Origin of the sequence: Pseudomonas sp. AM8 (genome assembly GCF_036346475.1) — a bacterium.
GTDB lineage: Bacteria > Pseudomonadota > Gammaproteobacteria > Pseudomonadales > Pseudomonadaceae > Aquipseudomonas > Aquipseudomonas marginalis.
In genome coordinates this window covers 124373-143466 of the sequence record NZ_JAOTNX010000004.1, presented here as the reverse complement: position 1 = coordinate 143466, position 19094 = coordinate 124373, and the positions used below count along the sequence as shown (strand labels likewise).

Annotated in this window: 18 protein-coding genes; 11 read left to right on the top strand and 7 right to left on the bottom strand. The window is 60.9% G+C overall.

What is annotated here, in order from left to right; genetic code table 11:
* Positions 1-30 precede the first annotated feature (30 nt).
* From V3W40_RS12350 to gbcA, 4 genes are all read right to left on the bottom strand, one after another.
* A complete protein-coding gene (locus tag V3W40_RS12350) occupies positions 31-546 on the bottom strand; it encodes a type II secretion system protein (protein WP_330215093.1) in 516 nt (171 codons plus the stop codon).
* Positions 533-913 (bottom strand): type II secretion system protein, encoded by a 381-nt coding sequence (locus tag V3W40_RS12345; protein ID WP_065925445.1) that lies wholly within the window; start codon positions 911-913, stop codon positions 533-535. Before V3W40_RS12345 ends, V3W40_RS12350 begins: the two co-directional genes overlap by 14 nt.
* Positions 888-1382: a type II secretion system protein gene (locus V3W40_RS12340; RefSeq protein WP_074847786.1), complete on the bottom strand. Its 495-nt coding sequence runs from the start codon at positions 1380-1382 to the stop codon at positions 888-890. The genes V3W40_RS12345 and V3W40_RS12340 overlap by 26 nt, the downstream gene beginning before the upstream one ends.
* 929 nt (positions 1383-2311) lie before the next feature.
* On the bottom strand, positions 2312-3607 hold the full coding sequence (gbcA, locus tag V3W40_RS12335; RefSeq protein ID WP_065925443.1) for a glycine-betaine demethylase subunit GbcA: 1296 nt from the start codon (positions 3605-3607) through the stop codon (positions 2312-2314).
* A 281-nt stretch (positions 3608-3888) separates the two neighbouring features.
* Here gbcA and gbcB point away from each other — a divergent pair, with 281 nt between their 5' ends.
* Positions 3889-4989 carry a glycine-betaine demethylase subunit GbcB gene (gene gbcB / locus V3W40_RS12330; protein WP_065925442.1) on the top strand — a complete coding sequence of 367 codons (1101 nt, stop codon included), beginning with the start codon at positions 3889-3891 and terminating at the stop codon, positions 4987-4989.
* An 86-nt stretch (positions 4990-5075) separates the two neighbouring features.
* On the opposite strand, the gene V3W40_RS12325 is transcribed toward gbcB, so the two are convergent.
* Positions 5076-6116, bottom strand: coding sequence for a threonine aldolase family protein (locus V3W40_RS12325; protein ID WP_027605982.1), 1041 nt, complete (start codon positions 6114-6116; stop codon positions 5076-5078).
* A gap of 90 nt (positions 6117-6206) precedes the next feature.
* Between V3W40_RS12325 and V3W40_RS12320 the strand changes: the two genes are divergently transcribed.
* The 8 genes from V3W40_RS12320 (at position 6207) to fdhA (ending at position 16226) form a co-directional block, all read left to right on the top strand.
* A complete protein-coding gene (locus V3W40_RS12320; RefSeq protein WP_330215092.1) occupies positions 6207-6935 on the top strand; it encodes a TraX family protein in 729 nt (242 codons plus the stop codon).
* Between the two features lie 251 nt (positions 6936-7186).
* On the top strand, positions 7187-8440 hold the full coding sequence (gene glyA / locus V3W40_RS12315; RefSeq protein ID WP_065947481.1) for a serine hydroxymethyltransferase: 1254 nt from the start codon (positions 7187-7189) through the stop codon (positions 8438-8440).
* Positions 8441-8462: 22 nt separating this feature from the next.
* Complete coding sequence (locus V3W40_RS12310; RefSeq protein ID WP_010207084.1) at positions 8463-9713, top strand: sarcosine oxidase subunit beta; 1251 nt, start codon at positions 8463-8465, stop codon at positions 9711-9713.
* A 15-nt stretch (positions 9714-9728) separates the two neighbouring features.
* Positions 9729-10031, top strand: coding sequence for a sarcosine oxidase subunit delta (locus V3W40_RS12305; RefSeq protein ID WP_003194855.1), 303 nt, complete (start codon positions 9729-9731; stop codon positions 10029-10031).
* A complete protein-coding gene (locus tag V3W40_RS12300; protein WP_065925439.1) occupies positions 10028-13045 on the top strand; it encodes a sarcosine oxidase subunit alpha in 3018 nt (1005 codons plus the stop codon). The genes V3W40_RS12305 and V3W40_RS12300 overlap by 4 nt, the downstream gene beginning before the upstream one ends.
* Before the next feature lie 145 nt (positions 13046-13190).
* A complete protein-coding gene (locus V3W40_RS12295) occupies positions 13191-13823 on the top strand; it encodes a sarcosine oxidase subunit gamma (RefSeq protein ID WP_027605977.1) in 633 nt (210 codons plus the stop codon).
* 142 nt (positions 13824-13965) lie between these two features.
* Positions 13966-14823 (top strand): formyltetrahydrofolate deformylase, encoded by an 858-nt coding sequence (purU, locus tag V3W40_RS12290; protein WP_057702207.1) that lies wholly within the window; start codon positions 13966-13968, stop codon positions 14821-14823.
* A 203-nt stretch (positions 14824-15026) separates the two neighbouring features.
* Positions 15027-16226 carry a formaldehyde dehydrogenase, glutathione-independent gene (fdhA, locus tag V3W40_RS12285; protein ID WP_330215091.1) on the top strand — a complete coding sequence of 400 codons (1200 nt, stop codon included), beginning with the start codon at positions 15027-15029 and terminating at the stop codon, positions 16224-16226.
* Positions 16227-16361: 135 nt separating this feature from the next.
* Here fdhA and V3W40_RS12280 read toward each other — a convergent pair whose 3' ends face one another.
* A complete protein-coding gene (locus tag V3W40_RS12280; protein WP_065925437.1) occupies positions 16362-16820 on the bottom strand; it encodes an anti-sigma factor in 459 nt (152 codons plus the stop codon).
* A gap of 138 nt (positions 16821-16958) precedes the next feature.
* Here V3W40_RS12280 and V3W40_RS12275 point away from each other — a divergent pair, with 138 nt between their 5' ends.
* Positions 16959-17531, top strand: coding sequence for a DUF2780 domain-containing protein (locus V3W40_RS12275; protein WP_074847782.1), 573 nt, complete (start codon positions 16959-16961; stop codon positions 17529-17531).
* Here the strand turns inward: V3W40_RS12275 and V3W40_RS12270 are convergent.
* Positions 17528-18415, bottom strand: a complete 888-nt coding sequence (locus tag V3W40_RS12270; RefSeq protein WP_065925435.1) for an acyltransferase — start codon at positions 18413-18415, stop codon at positions 17528-17530. The two genes, V3W40_RS12275 and V3W40_RS12270, sit on opposite strands and share 4 nt — an antisense overlap.
* 173 nt (positions 18416-18588) lie before the next feature.
* Between V3W40_RS12270 and rloA2 the strand changes: the two genes are divergently transcribed.
* Positions 18589-19089: a retropepsin-like aspartic peptidase RloA2 gene (gene rloA2, locus V3W40_RS12265; protein WP_065925434.1), complete on the top strand. Its 501-nt coding sequence runs from the start codon at positions 18589-18591 to the stop codon at positions 19087-19089.
* The last annotated feature ends 5 nt before the right edge of the window (positions 19090-19094 follow it).

Genomic DNA, 19094 nt, shown 5'->3' with positions numbered 1-19094 from the left:
CCGAACTGCTGGAACGATCAGTGTGCTTATTCAATTGGCATCATTGGTTGGCTGAACTCCCATGGGAGCGATGCGGGTTGCAGGATTGTTCTGCCCAGGACCAAACAGAAACACCCACCCTTGATAACTGCCTTGTCCTGTAAAACTCTGATTGATGGCTGAAAAATTGCCTTGTTTGAACGGCGTGCCCTGGGCGGTGCTGAACACGCCCATGAACGTTTCGCCTGGGCCCGCGACTACGCCCCATTCGGCGCTGCCAGTCAGCGGATCGGTGTAGGCACGGCGCAGATAGCGCTGGGTGGTGGGTTGGCGACGGTCGAGCACCAGGTCGTCGAGGGACTTGGGGTAGGTGTTGCCGGCGGCGTAGTACAGCCCGATCGCCCGGCGGATTTCATTGCCCCGCGCCAGCAGTTCCAGCTCGTGTTCGCGCTGCAGCACGCTGGACCACAGGGTGCCGACTTCCATCAGCATCACGGCCACCACGGCCACTGTCACCAACATGCCCATGAACACCGAGCCCTGCTGGTTGTGCCTACCAATCCGCATAGGCGCTCCCGTTCGTGTCGGCACCTGTGGCACCGCTGCGTACATCGCCCAGGCCTTGTTCGTCCGAAGGTTGCAGTTGCCAGGTGTCACGCCTGCCGGTCAGCGGGTCCATGGGGATCTCGCGCAGGTAGCGACGGTCCACCAGGGCTTGCAGGGACTCGGGATTGGCGCTGTGGTCCTCGCGGTATTGGTCCAGGGCCTGGCGAATGGAAGACAGGTTGTGGCGCAGCACGGTTTCCTGGGCCTTGGTGTGCTGGCGGAAGTACTGCGGGGTGACCAGGGTCATGAGGGTGGCGATGATCGCCATGACCACCAGCAACTCAATCAGGGTAAAACCCCGATCACCATTGGCTGTATGACGTTCCATTCAAGCTCTCCCGGGTGCTTCGGGATGAAACGTCGAATACATCTTCTCCCTCTTGTGGGTTGTCGGCGCTGCTCTTGTAACTGCGCAATTGCCAGGTTTTGTCAGCCGCCAGCTCGGGACACTCGCAGAATGGGTCCCGGGGAATACGTCGCAGGAAATAGAGTTTGTTGCCTTGCAGATGGGTGTTGTCCGTTACGCCTTCGACCAATACCTGCAGGGAAGGTGGATAACCGCTGTCGGTGATGCTCTTTTCAATGCGGCCATCGTCACTGGCGTCTTTGTAGGCATCGATCGCACGCCGGATTTCCCGCAACGAACGTTGCAGGTCCAGTTCTCGATCACGTTTACCCATCAATGCTGTCAGCGGATAAGCCACTGTCGCAAGCGTGGCCAGCAGGGCCAGCGTCAGTAGTAATTCAATCAGCGTAAAACCTTTGGCGCAGTGATGGCTGGGCTTGCCCTGCCACATCACCGTTCTTCCTCCCGATCAGGCTGCCAAGGACTTCCGCGTTAACCCAGGCCATGGAATTGACTGCAAGGGTGAGTGTAGATGCTGGGTGTTTTTTGTACAGGTTGTGCGGTTACCCACAAACGCTGTGAGCCTGGCTGTGGATAAGGTGTTGGTGGTTATCCACACGCCCCGTAAATCAAGGCCTGCAAGCTCCTGTACGAAAAACGACCAAGCTAAGTTACGGTTTTCTGGTGCTTTTTTGTGTGGATAAGAAGGAAGCAGCGGTTTGAGTTGCCCCCAAAGTCTGTTGGCGCTTCTGTGGATAAGATGTTTGCTATCCGCTACAGGCCTTATGAATAGAGGCTTTCCGTCGTCTGGTTGTTTATTGATCAAATTGCCGCTAAACCCCAGGAATATAGCTGAAACCCTTGGTATATGAAGGTTTGACGCGGTTTTCCACAGCGCTGCCGAAGTTGCCCCCAAAGTCTGTTGGCGGTTCTGTGGATAAGGTGTTTGCGTACCGCTACAGGTCACGTTCTACGTAGCTTGTAGGGTTTTGATCAATAAATGATCAGTGTGCCGTTGGAACCGTAAACTTGAATAAGTCACGGATTTTCTTCAATTAATTTTGGTTGGATAGCGCAGTTGCCCACAATTGCTGTGGGTGGCTTTGTGGATAAGTTGTTGGGTAAAGGCTGGAGGGCAGGCTGCCAGTGGTCTGCGAGAGAGTTGATCAAATATTAAGCAGTGTGAGGTTCAAATGTGGGAGGGGGCCCTAATGCCGGTCGCGTACATCGCTTCTTGTAGGAGCGAGCTTGCTCGCGAAAAACGTCAACGATAACGCGTGCTTCCTGAATGAACGCGGCGCTTGTGAGTTTTTCGCGAGCAAGCTCGCTCCTACAAAAAGCCTTAAGCCCCCTCCCACAGTTTTGAGTTGTGGGTATCGGTTATTCGTGTGCAGCCACACCCTTGAGGTAAGGCGCCGGGGCTGCGCCGAGGTTGTTCAACATGCGCTCGCTGTACCAGTCCACGAAGTTCACCACGCCGAACTCATAGGTCTTGGAGTACGGGCCAGGCTGGTAGGCGGTGGAGTTGATCCCGCGCTGGTTCTCTTCGGCCAGGCGACGGTCCTGGTCGTTGGTGGCGTCCCACACCTGGCGCATGCGCTCCACGTCGTAGTCCACGCCTTCAACGGCGTCCTTGTGCACGATCCACTTGGTGGTGACCATGGTTTCCTGGGCACTGATCGGCCACACGGTGAACACGATGATGTGGTCGCCCATGCAGTGGTTCCACGAGTGCGGCAGGTGCAGGATGCGCATCGAGCCCAGGTCGGGGTTCTTGATGCGGCCCATCAGCTTGGCGCAGCCCTGCTTGCCGTCCAGGGTCATCGACACGGTGCCCTTGAGCAGCGGCATGCGCACGATGCGGTTACGCAGGCCGAAGCTGGCGTGGGCGTAAGGGATCTTCTCGGCGTCCCAGGCGGCTGCAGAGGCGGCTACGTGGTCCTTGAACGCCTGGTCGGCGCGTGGGTCGGTGACGTCGTCCCATTCCAGCAGGGTTTTCAACAGTTCGGGGTGCGACGCGTTGCAGTGGTAGCACTCGCGGTTGTTTTCCAGCACCAGTTTCCAGTTGGCCTTCTCGAACAAGGTGGTCTGGATCGCCACCTTGGTGTTTTCCATGTCGTACGGTTCCATGTAATGGTTCAGCGTCGACAGGAAGTCATCGATGGCCGGCGGGTTTTCGGCCAGGCTGATGAAGATGTAGCCACCGGCGGTCTTCACGTTCACAGGCTTGAGGCCGTACTGCTTCATGTCGAAGTCGGCACCCATCTCGGTGCCCGCGAACAGCAGGCGCCCGTCCAGCTCGTAGGTCCACTGGTGGTAGTGGCACACGAGCTTGGCGACTTTGCCTTTGTCGCTGGTGCACAGGCGCGAACCCCGGTGGCGGCAGACGTTGTGGAACGCATGCACCACGCCTTCGGCGCCACGGATCACGATGATCGGGTTCTTGCCGATTTGCAGGGTCAGGTAGTTGCCCTTGGCGGGAATTTCGCAGGTCATGCCGGCGATCAACCACTCTTTCTGGAAGATCTCCTGCATATCGATATCAAACAGCCGCTCATCAGAGTAGAACGGCTGCGGCAGCGAAAACGTGCGCTCGCGCTCTTGCAGCATTTGCGCGGTGGCCTTGCGTGCGGGTTCCAGCGGATCGCCCAAGCTTAAGGTTGCGGTGACGTCCATCGTGTGTGTCCTCAAGGCCATTCTGTGTGGCCGACGAATAGTGGCTGATCAGGTTTGCAGCAAGGCGTAAAGAAAACGTCGTTGTTGGGAGCGAGTGTGGGGCTGCTGATGCGCCGAACCTTATCCATGAGCGACATGGCCCACTCTGTTCCCGACGCGCAACCCCCGTGGCATGGGGGCTGGTCGCGATAAGTATGTGAATGTCGCAGATAGGTAAATGGGCGGTTCCCGCGTTACGCAGAATCGCCACCATAAGGCCGACGTCGGCGGTGGAGAACAACATGTCCAATAATTTCCTGAATCCGGTAACCACCCAGACCTGGGCCAATGGTCGGCACATCGTCCGTTGCGTCAAAGTCATCCAGGAAACCTGGGATGTGCGCACCTTCTGCTTTATGGCCGACCAGCCGATCCTGTTCTTTTTCAAGCCGGGGCAGTTCGTCACCCTGGAGCTGGAGATCGAGGGTCAGCCGATCATGCGCTCGTACACCATTTCCAGTTCGCCGTCGGTGCCCTACAGCTTCTCGGTGACCATCAAGCGTGTGCCGGGCGGCAAGGTGTCCAACTGGCTGCACGACACCCTGCATGAAGGCCAGGAATTGGCGGTGCACGGGCCGGTCGGGTTGTTCAATGCCATCGACTTCCCCAGCCCGAAAGTGCTGTACCTCAGTGGCGGCGTGGGGATCACGCCGGTGATGTCCATGGCGCGCTGGTTCTACGACACCAACGCCAACGTCGACATGACGTTTATCCACAGTGCCCGCTCGCCCAAGGACATCATCTACCACCGCGAGCTGGAGCATATGGCGTCGCGGATCGACAACTTCAGCCTGCACCTGATCTGCGAAAAGCATGGCCTGGGCGAGCCGTGGGCTGGGTATCGCGGTTACTTGAACCACAAGATGCTCGAACTGATGGTGCCCGACTTCCTTGAGCGCGAAGTGTTCTGCTGCGGCCCGACGCCCTACATGAATGCGGTGAAACGCCTGTTGGAAGTCGCCGGTTTCGACATGGCGCGCTACCACGAGGAATCCTTCGGCGCTACGCCGCCGGAAGCCCGCGCCGACGCGGTGGAGCAGGCCGAGCAAGCGGCGGATGCCCCGGAAATCGACCTGGCGGATCTGCATCAGGTGGAGTTCATCGCCTCGGGCAAGAGCATTCGCGTCGCCCCTGGCGAGACCGTCCACGCAGCGGCGGCCAAGCTTGGTCTGTTGATTCCAAAGGCCTGCGGCATGGGGATTTGCGGGACGTGCAAGGTGATGAAGCTGGGCGGTGAGGTGGAGATGGACCACAACGGCGGGATTACCGAGGAAGACGAAGCCGAAGGCTACATCCTGTCGTGCTGCAGCGTACCGAAGGGCGATGTGCGCATCGAGTTCTGATTGCTCGAGCAGGCACAACACAATCCAAATGTGGGAGGGGGCTTGCTCCCTCCCACATTTGTTTTATGCACATCAGTGAGTCATTGTCAGGCGCCCATGACTTCGCGGATGTCTGCGGCCAATTCTCTTACTCGCTCTTCGTCGGTATCCCACGCGCACATGAACCGCGCACCGCCTTTGCCGATGAAGGTATAGAAGCGCCAGCCCTTGGCCGTCAGCGCGGCAATCGCCGGTTCCGACAGTTGCAGGAACACACCGTTGGCCTGCACCGGGAACATCAACTCCACACCGGGAATATCCGCCACCAGGCTACTGAGCAATTGCGCGCAGTGGTTGGCGTGGCGCGCATGTTTGAGCCAGGCGTCGTTTTCCAGCAGTCCCACCCAAGGGGCGGACAGGAAGCGCATTTTCGAGGCCAGCTGGCCGGCCTGTTTGCAGCGGTAGTCGAAGTCTTCCGCCAGTTTGTGGTTGAAGAACAGGATGGCTTCACCCACGGCCATGCCGTTCTTGGTGCCGCCAAAGCACAACACGTCCACTCCGGCTTTCCAGGTCAGGTCGGCGGGTGAGCAGCCGAGGAAAGCACAGGCGTTGGAAAAGCGTGCGCCGTCCATGTGCAGGTTCAGCCCCAGTTCCTTGCAGGTAGCACTGATGGCGCGGATTTCTTCCGGGGTGTAGACGCTGCCGACTTCGGTGGCCTGGGTCAGGGTCACTACGCGGGGTTTGGGGTAGTGGATGTCCTGGCGCTTGAGGGCGATCTCGCGGATCGATTCCGGGGTCAGCTTGCCGTTTTCGGTGCGGGCTGTGAGCAGCTTGGAGCCGTTTGAGAAAAACTCCGGCGCGCCGCATTCGTCGGTTTCGACGTGGGCGGTTTCCGAGCAAATCACGCTATGGTAGCTCTGGCACAAGGAGGACAGCGCCAGGGAGTTGGCGGCCGTACCGTTGAAGGCGAAGAACACTTCGCAGTCGGTTTCGAACAGGTTGCGGAAACCGTCGGCGGCGCGGTGGGTCCATTCATCATCACCGTAGGCACGTTGATGACCCTGGTTGGCTTGTTCCATGGCGGCCCAGGCTTCGGGGCAAATGCCCGAATAGTTGTCACTGGCGAATTGTTGGCTCTTGTCGGTCATGGCCCATTCCTGTGGTCGATGTTGGTGCGCACTGTAACCAAGATGGTTGGCGCTGCGCACGCACTGTAAATGCAAAGTCACTGGGGAATTATGCACGGTTCTGAAACGATGCCTGTCGGACGCGTCCGTGATAGCGCTTTGGATTTGCTCAAGTGGCTGGCGCTGCTGAGCATGGTGCTGGACCACCTGCGTTATGTCGGTCTGAGCCTCGATGGCCTGTATGTGCCGGGGCGCCTGGCGTTTCCGTGGTTTTGCCTGGCGATTGCGGCGAACCTGCACCGGGCCCGAAATGCGCCGGTGACCGGCCAGTGGCGCTACCTGGGCTGGCTGCTGCTGTTCAGCGTGATCAGCGAAGTGCCGTATCGGCTGTTTATCGAGGACGCCGATACGTTGAACGTGCTGCCCACCTTGGCGTTGGGGCTGCTGGTTGCCCGAGGATGGCAGCAGAAGGCGTTTTTTGATCGAGGATTGGCGTTGATCGCCGTCACGATAGCGGCGGTATTTTCGTCGCACTTAATGTTCGGTTTCTTTGGTGTGTTGCTGCCACTGGCGATGTTGCTGGTGTTTCGTCGGCCTTGGTACTTCAGTGTGTTGCCAGGATGGGTCTGCGTGGCCGCCAACCAATGGCAGATCCTGCTCAATAGCGCCACGCCAGTGGCGCTCCTGGGATTGGTCGCGTGTCTGATCGCGCCGTTGGCGGGCTTGGTCTTATTGCGACATGCCAAAAATGTCTCGCCACCGCCTATGCGCCGCTGGGCGTATGCCTTATATCCAGTGCATTTCCTCCTGCTGCTACTGGTCCGTCAGATCATCGCCTGACCCCTGTGGGAGGGGGCTTGCTCCCGATGCTGAGTGTCAGCCACTGCATAGGCAAGCTGACCCACCGCTATCGGGAGCAAGCCCCCTCCCACACAAGCCCTATTCCACATTTATTTCGTGGCGCTCCTCTAATGTCGTAAACGCACCTTTGCGTGGCGTGCGCAGGCATTTGGCCTGTCTGCGCCAGCCCTACCATCGCATCAAAGGGCCCTGCACGGGCCTCAACAATACGAAAGGCTGGGAGAGACGCGATGTTCAGCAAACAAGACCAGATCCAGGGATATGACGACGCACTGCTGGCGGCCATGAACGCCGAGGAGCAGCGTCAGGAAGATCATATCGAGCTGATCGCGTCGGAGAACTACACCAGCAAGCGTGTGATGCAGGCCCAGGGCAGCGGCCTCACCAACAAATACGCCGAAGGCTACCCGGGCAAGCGCTACTACGGTGGCTGCGAGCACGTGGACAAGGTCGAAGCCCTGGCCATCGAACGCGCCAAGCAGCTGTTCGGCGCCGATTACGCCAACGTACAGCCACACTCCGGTTCGTCCGCCAACAGCGCTGTGTACCTGGCGCTGATCAATGCGGGCGACACCATCCTGGGCATGAGCCTGGCCCACGGCGGTCACTTGACCCACGGTGCCAAGGTGTCGTCCTCGGGCAAGCTGTACAACGCGGTGCAGTACGGCATCAACACCGACACCGGCCTGATCGACTACGACGAAGTCGAGCGCCTGGCGGTGGAGCACAAGCCGAAAATGGTCGTGGCCGGTTTCTCCGCCTACTCCAAGACCCTGGATTTCCCACGCTTCCGCGCTATCGCTGACAAAGTAGGCGCGCTGCTGTTCGTCGACATGGCCCACGTCGCCGGCCTGGTCGCCGCCGGCCTGTACCCGAACCCGCTGCCGTACGCCGATGTGGTCACCACCACCACCCACAAGACCCTGCGCGGTCCCCGTGGCGGTCTGATTCTGGCCAAGGCCAACGAAGAGATTGAAAAGAAACTCAACGCCGCCGTCTTCCCTGGCGCCCAGGGCGGCCCGCTGATGCACGTCATCGCCGGCAAAGCGGTGTGCTTCAAGGAAGCGCTGGAGCCCGGTTTCAAGGCCTACCAGCAGCAAGTGATCGATAACGCCCAGGCCATGGCCAGCGTGTTTATCAAACGCGGCTACGATGTAGTGTCCGGCGGCACCGATAACCACCTGTTCCTGGTCAGCCTGATCCGTCAGGGCCTCACCGGCAAAGAGGCGGATGCCGCCCTCGGTCGCGCCCACATCACCGTCAACAAGAACGCCGTGCCGAATGACCCGCAGTCGCCGTTCGTGACCTCGGGCCTGCGCATCGGCACCCCGGCGGTGACCACGCGCGGTTTCAAGGTGCCGCAGTGCATCGAGCTGGCTGGCTGGATCTGCGACATCCTCGACAACCTCGGCGACGCCGACGTCGAGGCCAACGTGGCCAAGCACGTGTCTGCCCTGTGCGCTGATTTCCCGGTTTATCGCTGAGCGCGGTTTTGGAGTAATGACTATGCAACGCTACTCGGGCTTCGGCCTCTTCAAGCACTCCCTCAGCCACCACGAAAACTGGCAGAAGATGTGGCGCACGCCGACCCCGAAAAAGGTCTACGACGTGGTCATCGTCGGCGGCGGCGGGCATGGTCTGGCGACGGCTTACTACCTGGCGAAAGAGCACGGCATCACCAACGTGGCCGTGGTCGAGAAAGGCTGGTTGGGCGGCGGTAACACAGCGCGCAACACCACCATCGTGCGTTCCAACTACCTGTGGGACGAGTCGGCGCACCTGTACGAACACGCGATGAAATTGTGGGAAGGCCTGTCCCAGGACCTGAACTACAACGTGATGTTCTCCCAACGTGGCGTCTACAACCTGTGCCACACCCTGCAGGACATCCGTGATTCCGAGCGTCGCGTCAGCGCCAACCGCCTGAATGGCGTGGATGGCGAGCTGCTGAATGCCAAGCAAGTGGCCGACGAGATTCCGTATCTGGATTGCTCGAAAAACACCCGTTACCCGGTACTCGGTGCCACCGTGCAACGTCGCGGCGGCGTGGCTCGTCACGATGCCGTGGCCTGGGGCTTTGCCCGCGCCGCCGACGCACTCGGCGTGGACCTGATCCAGCAGACCGAAGTGATCGGCTTCCGCAAGGAAAACGGCGTGTGCATCGGTGTGGAAACCAACAAGGGCTTTATCGGCGCCAAGCGCGTCGGCGTGGTGACCGCCGGTAACTCCGGGCACATGGCCTCGCTGGCGGGCTTCCGCCTGCCGATCGAATCCCACCCGCTGCAAGCGTTGGTGTCGGAGCCGATCAAACCAATTATCGACAGCGTGATCATGTCCAACGCCGTGCACGGCTACATCAGCCAGTCCGACAAGGGCGACCTGGTGATCGGCGCCGGTATCGACGGCTACAACGGCTACGGCCAGCGCGGCTCGTACCCGGTGATCGAACACACCATCCAGGCCATCGTCGAGATGTTCCCGGTGCTGTCGCGGGTGCGCATGAACCGTCAGTGGGGCGGCATCGTCGACACCACGCCGGATGCGTGCCCGATCATCTCCAAGACCCCGGTACCGAACATGTTCTTCAACTGCGGTTGGGGCACCGGTGGCTTCAAGGCCACGCCGGGCTCAGGCAACGTATTTGCCGCCAGCCTCGCGAAGGGTGAAATGCACCCATTGGCGGCGCCTTTCTCCATCGACCGTTTCCACAACGGTGCGTTGATCGACGAACACGGCGCTGCGGCCGTCGCCCACTAACAGGAGAAATTCCCTATGTTGCATATCTTCTGTCCTCACTGTGGCGAACTGCGCTCCGAAGAGGAATTCCACGCGTCCGGCCAAGCGCACATCCCGCGCCCGCTGGACCCGAATGCCTGCACCGACGAGCAGTGGGGCGACTACATGTTCTTCCGCGATAACCCCCGTGGCCTGCACCACGAACTGTGGATTCACGCCGCCGGTTGCCGCCAGTACTTCAACGCGACCCGCGACACCGTGACCTACGAAATTCTTGAAACCTACAAGATCGGTGAGAAGCCTCAGTTCACCGCCAAGGCCTCTGGAGAGAAGGTATGAGCCAGATCAATCGCCTGTCCAACGGTGGCCGGATCGACCGTAACAAAGTCCTGACCTTCAGTTTCAATGGCCAGAGCTACAAAGGCTTCGAGGGCGACACCCTGGCCGCTGCTTTGCTGGCCAACGGCGTCGATATCATCGGCCGCAGCTTCAAGTACTCGCGCCCGCGGGGCATCTTTGCCGCCGGTGCCGAAGAGCCGAACGCCGTGCTGCAGATCGGCGCTACCGAAGCCACGCAAATCCCTAACGTGCGCGCCACGCAACAGGCGCTGTACCAGGGCCTGGTCGCCACCAGCACCAACGGCTGGCCGAGCGTCAACAACGACATGATGGGCATCCTCGGCAAGGTCGGCGGCAAGCTGATGCCGCCGGGCTTCTACTACAAAACCTTCATGTACCCGCAATCGTTCTGGATGACCTACGAGAAGTACATCCGCAAGGCCGCCGGCCTGGGGCGCTCGCCGACCGAGAACGATCCGGACACCTACGACAACTTCAACCGTCATTGCGACGTGCTGGTGGTCGGCGCCGGCCCTGCCGGCCTCGCCGCTGCACTGGCTGCAGCACGCAGTGGTGCGCGGGTGATCATTGCCGATGAGCAGGAAGAGTTCGGTGGTTCGCTGCTCGACTCCCGCGAAAGCCTCGACGGCAAGCCGGCCACCGAGTGGGTCGCCAGTGTCATCGCCGAACTGAAAGCCCTGCCGGACGTGGTGCTGCTGCCCCGCGCCACCGTCAACGGCTACCACGACCATAACTTCCTGACCATCCACGAGCGCCTTACCGACCACCTCGGTGACCGTGCGCCGATTGGCGTGGTGCGCCAGCGTATCCACCGTGTACGTGCCAAGCGCGTGGTGCTGGCCACCGGTGCGTGCGAGCGTCCGCTGGTGTACGGCAACAACGACGTGCCGGGCAACATGCTGGCCGGTGCGGTGTCCACCTACGTGCGCCGCTACGGCGTGGCACCGGGCAAGAAACTGGTGCTGTCGACCAACAACGACCACGCCTACCGCGTTGCATTGGACTGGCTGGATGCGGGCCTGCAAGTGGTGGCAGTGGCCGATGTGCGCCACAACCCACGCGGTGCACTGGTTGAAGAAGCCCGCGCCAAAGGTATTCGGATCCTCACCGGCAGCGCCGTGATCGAGGCCCGTGGCACCAAGCGCGTGACCGCTGCGCGTATCGCCGCGATCGACGTCAAGGCGCACAAAGTCACCAGCCCCGGCGAATGGCTGGACTGCGACCTGGTGGCCAGCTCCGGCGGCTACAGCCCGGTGGTCCACCTGGCCTCGCACCTGGGCGGCAAGCCGACCTGGCGCGAAGACATCCTCGGCTTTGTACCGGGCGAAGCCCCGCAGAAACGTGTGTGCGTCGGTGGCATCAACGGCGTCTACGGCCTTGGCGATTCCCTGGCCGATGGTTTTGAAGGCGGCGTGCGCGCCGCCAGCGACGCCGGTTTTGCCCCGGTGGAAGGTACGCTGCCAAAAGCCTTGAGCCGTCTGGAAGAGCCGACCCTGGCGCTGTTCCAGGTGCCTCACGAGAAAGCGACCGCACGGGCGCCGAAGCAATTTGTCGACCTGCAAAACGACGTCACCGCCGCTGCCATCGAACTGGCCACCCGCGAAGGTTTCGAGTCGGTGGAACACGTCAAGCGCTACACCGCGCTGGGCTTCGGCACCGACCAGGGCAAGCTCGGTAACGTCAACGGCCTGGCGATTGCCGCGCGCTCGCTGAACGTGACCATCCCGCAGATGGGCACCACCATGTTCCGCCCCAACTACACGCCGGTGACCTTCGGCGCGGTGGCGGGCCGGCACTGTGGGCACATCTTCGAGCCGGTGCGCTACACCGCCCTGCAAGCCTGGCACGTGCAAAACGGCGCCGAGTTCGAAGACGTCGGCCAATGGAAACGCCCATGGTACTTCCCACGCAACGGTGAAGACCTGCACGCTGCGGTAAAACGCGAATGCCTGGCCGTGCGCGACAGCGTCGGCCTGCTGGATGCGTCCACCCTCGGCAAGATCGATATCCAGGGCCCGGATGCCCGTGAGTTCCTCAACCGCATCTACACCAACGCCTGGACCAAGCTCGACGTGGGCAAGGCGCGCTACGGCCTGATGTGCAAGGAAGACGGCATGGTCTTCGACGACGGCGTTACCGCCTGCCTCGCCGACAACCACTTCCTGATGACCACCACCACCGGCGGCGCCGCCCGTGTGCTGCAGTGGCTGGAAATCTACCAACAGACCGAATGGCCGGACCTCAAGGTGTACTTCACCTCGGTCACCGACCATTGGGCGACCATGACCCTGTCCGGCCCCAACAGCCGCAAGCTGCTGGCGGAAGTCACCGACATCGACCTGGACAAGGACGGCTTCCCGTTCATGACCTGGAAAGAAGGCCTGGTGGGTGGCGTACCGGCGCGGGTGTTCCGTATCTCGTTTACCGGTGAGCTGTCGTACGAAGTCAACGTGCAGGCCGACTACGCCATGGGCGTGCTGGAACAGATCGTCGCGGCCGGCAAGAAGTACAACCTGACCCCGTACGGCACCGAAACCATGCACGTACTGCGGGCCGAGAAGGGCTTCATCATCGTCGGCCAGGACACTGACGGCTCGATGACCCCGGACGACCTGAACATGGGCTGGTGTGTCGGTCGCACCAAGCCGTTCTCGTGGATCGGCTGGCGCGGCATGAACCGGGAAGACTGTGTGCGTGAAGAGCGCAAGCAACTGGTGGGCTTGAAGCCGATCGACCCGAACGTGTGGCTGCCGGAAGGCGCGCAACTGGTGTTCGATCCGAAGCAGACGATCCCGATGAAGATGGTCGGTCACGTCACCTCCAGCTACGCGCACAACTCCCTGGGTTATTCGTTTGCCATGGGCGTGGTCAAGGGTGGCTTGAAGCGCATCGGTGAGCGGGTGTTCTCGCCCCAGGCGGATGGCAGCGTGATCGAGGCGGAGATTGTGTCTTCGGTGTTCTTTGATCCTAAGGGTGATCGGCAGAACATCTGATAGACCGCGGCGCGGCCATCGGGAGCAAGTCGAATCGTCGCACCGCCCCTCCCACATTTTGATGTGTGAATACTTTCAAATGTGGGAGGGGGCTTGCTCCCGATGAGGCCATCAGCCTCACAACAGAATTCAGGAAAGGTGCTCCATGACAGCAGCCAATGTTTACCAGCAACGCCCCACCTCCGGTGCCAAGGCCGAGTCGTCGCTGCACCATGCCGACCTCGCCAGCCTGGTCGGCAAGGGCCGCAAGAACGCCGGCGTGACCGTGCGCGAAAAGAAATTGCTTGGTCATCTCACGATCCGTGGCGACGGCCATGACGCGGCCTTCGCCGCCGGTGTGCACAAGGCCCTGGGCATCGAACTGCCTGGCGCCCTGCAGGTCATCGTCAAAGGTGAAACCAGCCTGCAATGGCTCGGCCCGGATGAGTGGTTGCTGATCGTGCCAGGCGGTGAGGAATTCGCCGCCGAACAAAACCTGCGCGCCGCCCTGGGTGACCTGCATATCCAAGTCGTCAACGTCAGCGGCGGCCAGCAGATCCTCGAACTCAGCGGCCCGAACGTGCGCGATGTGCTGATGAAGTCCACCAGCTATGACGTGCACCCCAACAACTTCCCGGTGGGCAAGGCGGTGGGCACGGTGTTCGCCAAGTCGCAGCTGGTGATTCGCCATACCGCTGAAGACACCTGGGAGCTGGTGATTCGTCGCAGCTTCTCGGATTACTGGTGGTTGTGGTTGCAGGACGCCTCGGCCGAATTTGGCCTGAGCGTTCAAGCCTGATATGACCCTGTAGGAGCGAGCTTGCTCGCGAAAAACGTCAACGATAACGCGCGCATCCTGAATGAACGCGGCGCCCTTGGATTTTTCGCGAGCAAGCTCGCTCCTACAGTAAGCAGCATCGCTGTATGAGGAGTTAACTGTAATGAGCCGCGCACCCGATACATGGATTTTGACCGCCGACTGCCCCAGCGTGCTCGGCACGGTGGACGCGGTTACCCGCTACCTGTTCGAGCAGGGCTGTTACGTCACCGAGCACCATTCGTTCGATGACCGCCTCTCGGGCCGGTTTTTTATTCGCGTGGAATTCCGTCAGCCGGATGGCTTCGATGAGCAGGCGTTCCGCGATGGCCTGGCCTCGCGGGGTGAAGCCTTTGGCATGATCTTCGAGCTGACGGCGCCGAACTACCGGCCAAAAGTGGTGATCATGGTCTCCAAGGCCGATCACTGCCTCAACGACCTGCTGTACCGCCAGCGTATCGGGCAACTGTCGATGGACGTGGTCGCGGTGGTGTCCAACCATCCCGATCTCAAACCTTTGGCCGACTGGCATCAAATTCCCTACTACCATTTCCCCCTCGACCCTAACGACAAACCGTCCCAGGAGCGTCAGGTGTGGCAAGTGGTGGAAGACACCGGCGCCGAACTGGTGATCCTTGCGCGTTACATGCAAGTGCTGTCGCCGGAGCTGTGCCGCAAGCTGGACGGCAAGGCCATCAATATCCACCACTCGTTGCTGCCGGGGTTCAAGGGCGCCAAGCCGTATCACCAGGCGTACAACAAGGGGGTGAAACTGGTCGGTGCCACGGCGCATTACATCAACAACGACCTGGACGAAGGCCCGATCATCGCCCAAGGTGTGGAGGTGGTGGATCACAGTCACTATCCTGAGGATTTGATTGCGAAGGGGCGGGACATCGAAGGGTTGACCTTGGCCCGGGCCGTTGGGTATCACATTGAGCGACGGGTGTTTTTGAACGCCAATAGGACTGTGGTGCTCTGACTGCCGCCATCGGGAGCAAGTCGAATCGTCGCACCGCCCCTCCCACATTTTGACTGTGTGAACCCAATCAAGTGTGGGAGGGGCTTGCCCCCGATGAGGCCCTGACAAACAACACAAGCAACAGCATCTGTACCCGAGCACTCAACGCGCTGCCCACCCAAGAGGGCAACGCAGTTCCATAAAAACAACAGCGAGGTGAAAGCATGTCTGGTAATCGTGGTGTCGTGTATCTCGGCAACGGCAAGGTCGAAGTACAGAAAATCGACTATCCTAAAATGCAGGATCCCCGTGGCAGGAAGATTGAGCACGGCGTCATCCTGCGCGTGGTCTCCACCAACATCTGCGGCTCCGACCAACACATGGTGCGCGGCCGCACTACTGCCCAGACCGGACTGGTGCTCGGTCACGAGATCACCGGTGAAGTGATCGAGAAGGGCAGCGACGTCGAAAACCTGAAGATCGGCGACCTGGTTTCCGTACCCTTCAACGTCGCCTGCGGGCGCTGCCGCTCGTGCAAAGAGCAACACACCGGCGTGTGCCTGACCGTCAACCCTGCGCGTGCCGGTGGTGCCTACGGCTACGTCGACATGGGCGACTGGACCGGCGGCCAGGCCGAGTACGTGCTGGTGCCGTACGCCGACTTCAACCTGCTGAAACTGCCGGACCGTGACAAGGCCATGGAGAAAATCCGTGACCTGACCTGCCTCTCCGACATTCTCCCGACCGGCTACCACGGCGCCGTCACTGCCGGCGTTGGCCCTGGCAGCACCGTCTACATCGCCGGTGCAGGTCCTGTCGGCCTGGCGGCGGCGGCGTCTGCACGCCTGCTCGGCGCTGCGGTGGTGATCATCGGCGACGTCAACCCGATCCGCCTGGCCCACGCCAAGGCCCAGGGTTTTGAAATTGCCGACCTGTCCACCGACACCCCCCTGCACGAACAAATCGCCGCGCTGCTCGGCGAGCCCGAAGTGGACAGCGCCGTCGACTGCGTAGGCTTTGAAGCCCGCGGCCACGGCCACGACGGCGTCAAGGCCGAAGCCCCGGCCACAGTGCTCAACTCACTGATGGGCGTGGTGCGCGTGGCGGGCAAGATCGGTATCCCTGGCTTGTACGTCACCGAAGATCCAGGTGCTGTGGATGCCGCCGCGAAAATGGGCAGCCTGAGCATCCGCTTCGGCCTGGGCTGGGCAAAATCCCACAGCTTCCACACTGGGCAAACGCCGGTGATGAAGTACAACCGCCAACTGATGCAGGCGATCATGTGGGACCGTATCAACATTGCTGAAATCGTGGGCGTGCAGGTGATCAGCCTGGATGACGCGCCACGTGGGTATGGCGAGTTCGATGCGGGCGTGCCGAAGAAGTTTGTGATTGATCCGCATAAGTTGTTTAGTGCGGCGTAAATCTCAGGCATACGAAAACCCAAATGTGGGAGGGGGCTTGCTCCCGATAGCGTTCAGTCAGTTACCTATTTGCTGGCTGACTCAACGCCATCGGGAGCAAGCCCCCTCCCACAGTGGGTTGTGGTGTTTGGAACATCAGCGGTTGGCCAAAGCCCCCTGATAGACGGTCGGTCCCGTCGGTTGCTTGCTCACTGAGCCGCCTTTGCTCTCCGCACTCACCATCAATTCCACCGGTTTGCTGATCGAAGCCTGCTGCCTCGGGTTCAAGCCGATGATGCCCTCGCCATCCTTTGGTATCAGTCCAAGTGACACGGGCTTGCCGCCGTCGGGTATCGCCCACAGTTCCAGGCTCTGGTCCGGCGCGGGTGCGGTGATGGCGATGGGTTGCACTTCCAGGTAATCCTTGTGCGCCATGATCTGCGCCGCCGGCTGTTGGGTGGTGGTGATCAGGGTGGCGGCGGACTTGACGTTGTCCTGGGTGTAAAACGCGCCGCCGAGGCCGGCGACTATGGCCACGCACACACCGATAAACAGACGGGGGCGGCTCCAGAAGGGGGGCTTGGGCTCAATCACTTGGGGACGGGTCGCGCTCATAGGGCTGTTTCCTGGCAAGTTTTTGACGTTGTTTCATGGACTCTGACCTGGCCATTGGGTTCCTGGGCCGCCCGGAACAATGCGCCGGATACCCAGTCAAACGCCTGCTTTCACCCCCTACACCCAGAGGTTGTCTCGATGAAGATTTCACGCGGTTTCGCCTTTTCCTGCCTGATGAGCCTGGCCGCCACCCCGGTGTTTGCCGCAGGGTTCAGCCTTGGCGACGCGGCCAATGCCATTTCCGGCATGCAAGGGGGCAACAACAAGGCCGCAGCTGCTGCACCGTCGTCCGAGACGGCCGGCCTGCTCAGCGCCCTGACCTCGCAACTGAACATCACTCCCGAGCAGGCCGTCGGCGGTACCGGCGCGATGCTGGGCCTGGCCAAGAACAAACTCAGCGGCAACGACTATTCGCAGCTGGGCAACAGCGTGCCGGGCCTCGACCAACTGTCGGGTAACAATGCATTGGGCAGCCTCGGGGCCTTGAGCGGGATGCTCGGCCAGGCCGGCGGCAGCAAGACCAGCGGCCTGGACGGCCTGCTGGGTAACGTGAAGAACACCAGCGACCTGAACACCGCGTTCAGCGCACTGGGCATGGACAGCGGGATGGTCAGCCAGTTTGCTCCGGTGATCCTGCAATACCTGGGCGGGCAGGGCGCCAACAGCTCGCTGCTGGGTAAACTGGCCCAGGCCTGGGGCACCGGTAGCTAAATACGCTCCGCGCGCAGTTGTTCGATGCGCGCATCCTTCTGCGTCCAGAGCTGGTTGACCCAGTTCTGGACGGTCTGGCGAAACGCCGGATCATTCTCGTAATCCCCCTGCCACAACGCCGGGTCCAGCTCACGGGTCTGGATGTCGATGATCACCTTGGGCACCGCGCCGCTGATCAAATCCCAGAACCCCGGAATCTTTTGCTGCGGATAGACCACGGTCACGTCGAGCACGGCGTCCAGCTGTTCGCCCATTGCCGCCAGCACAAACGCCACGCCGCCCGCCTTGGGCTTGAGCAAGTGAGTGAATGGCGAAGCCTGCTGCTTGCGCTTGGCCTCGCTGAACCGCGTGCCTTCGAGGTAATTGACCACGGTCACCGGCTGGCGCTTGAACAGCTCGCACGCCTCCTTGGTGATCTTTAAATCCTGCCCTGCCAGCTCCGGGTGTTTGGCCAGGAACACCTTGGTGTAGCGTTTCATGAATGGGTAATCCAGTGCCCACCAGGCCAGGCCCAGGAAGGGCACCCAGATCAGTTCTTTTTTCAGGAAGAATTTGAAGAACGGTGTGCGGCGGTTGAGAGCCTGGATCAGCGCCGGGATGTCCACCCAGGATTGGTGGTTGCTGATCACCAGGTAGCTGGTGTCGCCGCGCAGCTCGTCGCCGCCGCGAATGTCCCATTGGGTGGGGATGCACAAGGCGAAAATAAGCTTGTCGATCTCGGCCCAGGTCTCGGCAATCCACATCACCGCCCATGAGGCGTAGTCCCGATAGCGCCCGGGCGCCACCAGTTTGAGCAGGGCAAACACCAGCAGCGGCCCGATCAAGACCAGGGTGTTGAGCAACAGCAGCAGTGAAACCAAACAGCCGGTGAGCAGGCGGCGCATAAGTAACTCTTGGAATCTTGTGGGCGGGCCATCATAAGCAAGCTGAGTCTAGAGGCCAAATCGCAAATGGCCGTACGAATGTTTCACAATGTGCCAGTTATGGTGGGCGTGACTAACTAAGTGCTGTCTTTGCGGTCTAGAATCCGCCTACTTCTTTCCGAGGAAATCACTTCGTGAAACTGCTTCTTGCCTCCCTCGCCCTGGTTGCCCTGCCTGTCATGGCCGCCGAGCCGACCCTTTACGGTCGCTACGAATACATCCAGTTGCCGGAGATCGGCGAAACCTTCAAGGCCAAAATGGACACCGGCGCGCTGACCGCCTCGCTGTCGGCCCGTGACATCGAGACCTTCACCCGTGACGGTGACGACTGGGTGCGCTTCCGCCTCGGCGGCAAGGACGCTACCAACAAGGTCTACGAGCACAAGGTCTCGCGCATCAGCAAGATCAAGAGCCGCGCCGACGAAGACGACGAAAAAGACGAAGCCTCTGTGACCAAGCGCCCGGTGATCGACCTGGAAATGTGCCTGGGCAACGTCAAGCGTACCGTCGAGGTCAACCTCACCGACCGCAGCAGCTTCAATTACCCGTTGCTGATCGGCGCCAAGGCCTTGCGTGAATTTGGCGCAGCAGTAAACCCGGCCCGTCGCTACACTGCCGACAAACCGGACTGCTGATTTGA

Excerpts from the sequence above, each read along its gene's own strand:
- V3W40_RS12350 (WP_330215093.1), bottom strand. The coding sequence starts at position 546 with ATGCGGATTGGTAGGCACAACCAGCAGGGCTCGGTGTTCATGGGCATG.
- V3W40_RS12345 (WP_065925445.1), bottom strand. The coding sequence starts at position 913 with ATGGAACGTCATACAGCCAATGGTGATCGGGGTTTTACCCTGATTGAG.
- V3W40_RS12340 (WP_074847786.1), bottom strand. The coding sequence starts at position 1,382 with ATGTGGCAGGGCAAGCCCAGCCATCACTGCGCCAAAGGTTTTACGCTG.
- gbcA (WP_065925443.1), bottom strand. The coding sequence starts at position 3,607 with ATGGACGTCACCGCAACCTTAAGCTTGGGCGATCCGCTGGAACCCGCA.
- gbcB (WP_065925442.1), top strand. The coding sequence starts at position 3,889 with ATGTCCAATAATTTCCTGAATCCGGTAACCACCCAGACCTGGGCCAAT.
- V3W40_RS12325 (WP_027605982.1), bottom strand. The coding sequence starts at position 6,116 with ATGACCGACAAGAGCCAACAATTCGCCAGTGACAACTATTCGGGCATT.
- V3W40_RS12320 (WP_330215092.1), top strand. The coding sequence starts at position 6,207 with ATGCACGGTTCTGAAACGATGCCTGTCGGACGCGTCCGTGATAGCGCT.
- glyA (WP_065947481.1), top strand. The coding sequence starts at position 7,187 with ATGTTCAGCAAACAAGACCAGATCCAGGGATATGACGACGCACTGCTG.
- V3W40_RS12310 (WP_010207084.1), top strand. The coding sequence starts at position 8,463 with ATGCAACGCTACTCGGGCTTCGGCCTCTTCAAGCACTCCCTCAGCCAC.
- V3W40_RS12305 (WP_003194855.1), top strand. The coding sequence starts at position 9,729 with ATGTTGCATATCTTCTGTCCTCACTGTGGCGAACTGCGCTCCGAAGAG.
- V3W40_RS12300 (WP_065925439.1), top strand. The coding sequence starts at position 10,028 with ATGAGCCAGATCAATCGCCTGTCCAACGGTGGCCGGATCGACCGTAAC.
- V3W40_RS12295 (WP_027605977.1), top strand. The coding sequence starts at position 13,191 with ATGACAGCAGCCAATGTTTACCAGCAACGCCCCACCTCCGGTGCCAAG.
- purU (WP_057702207.1), top strand. The coding sequence starts at position 13,966 with ATGAGCCGCGCACCCGATACATGGATTTTGACCGCCGACTGCCCCAGC.
- fdhA (WP_330215091.1), top strand. The coding sequence starts at position 15,027 with ATGTCTGGTAATCGTGGTGTCGTGTATCTCGGCAACGGCAAGGTCGAA.
- V3W40_RS12280 (WP_065925437.1), bottom strand. The coding sequence starts at position 16,820 with ATGAGCGCGACCCGTCCCCAAGTGATTGAGCCCAAGCCCCCCTTCTGG.
- V3W40_RS12275 (WP_074847782.1), top strand. The coding sequence starts at position 16,959 with ATGAAGATTTCACGCGGTTTCGCCTTTTCCTGCCTGATGAGCCTGGCC.
- V3W40_RS12270 (WP_065925435.1), bottom strand. The coding sequence starts at position 18,415 with ATGCGCCGCCTGCTCACCGGCTGTTTGGTTTCACTGCTGCTGTTGCTC.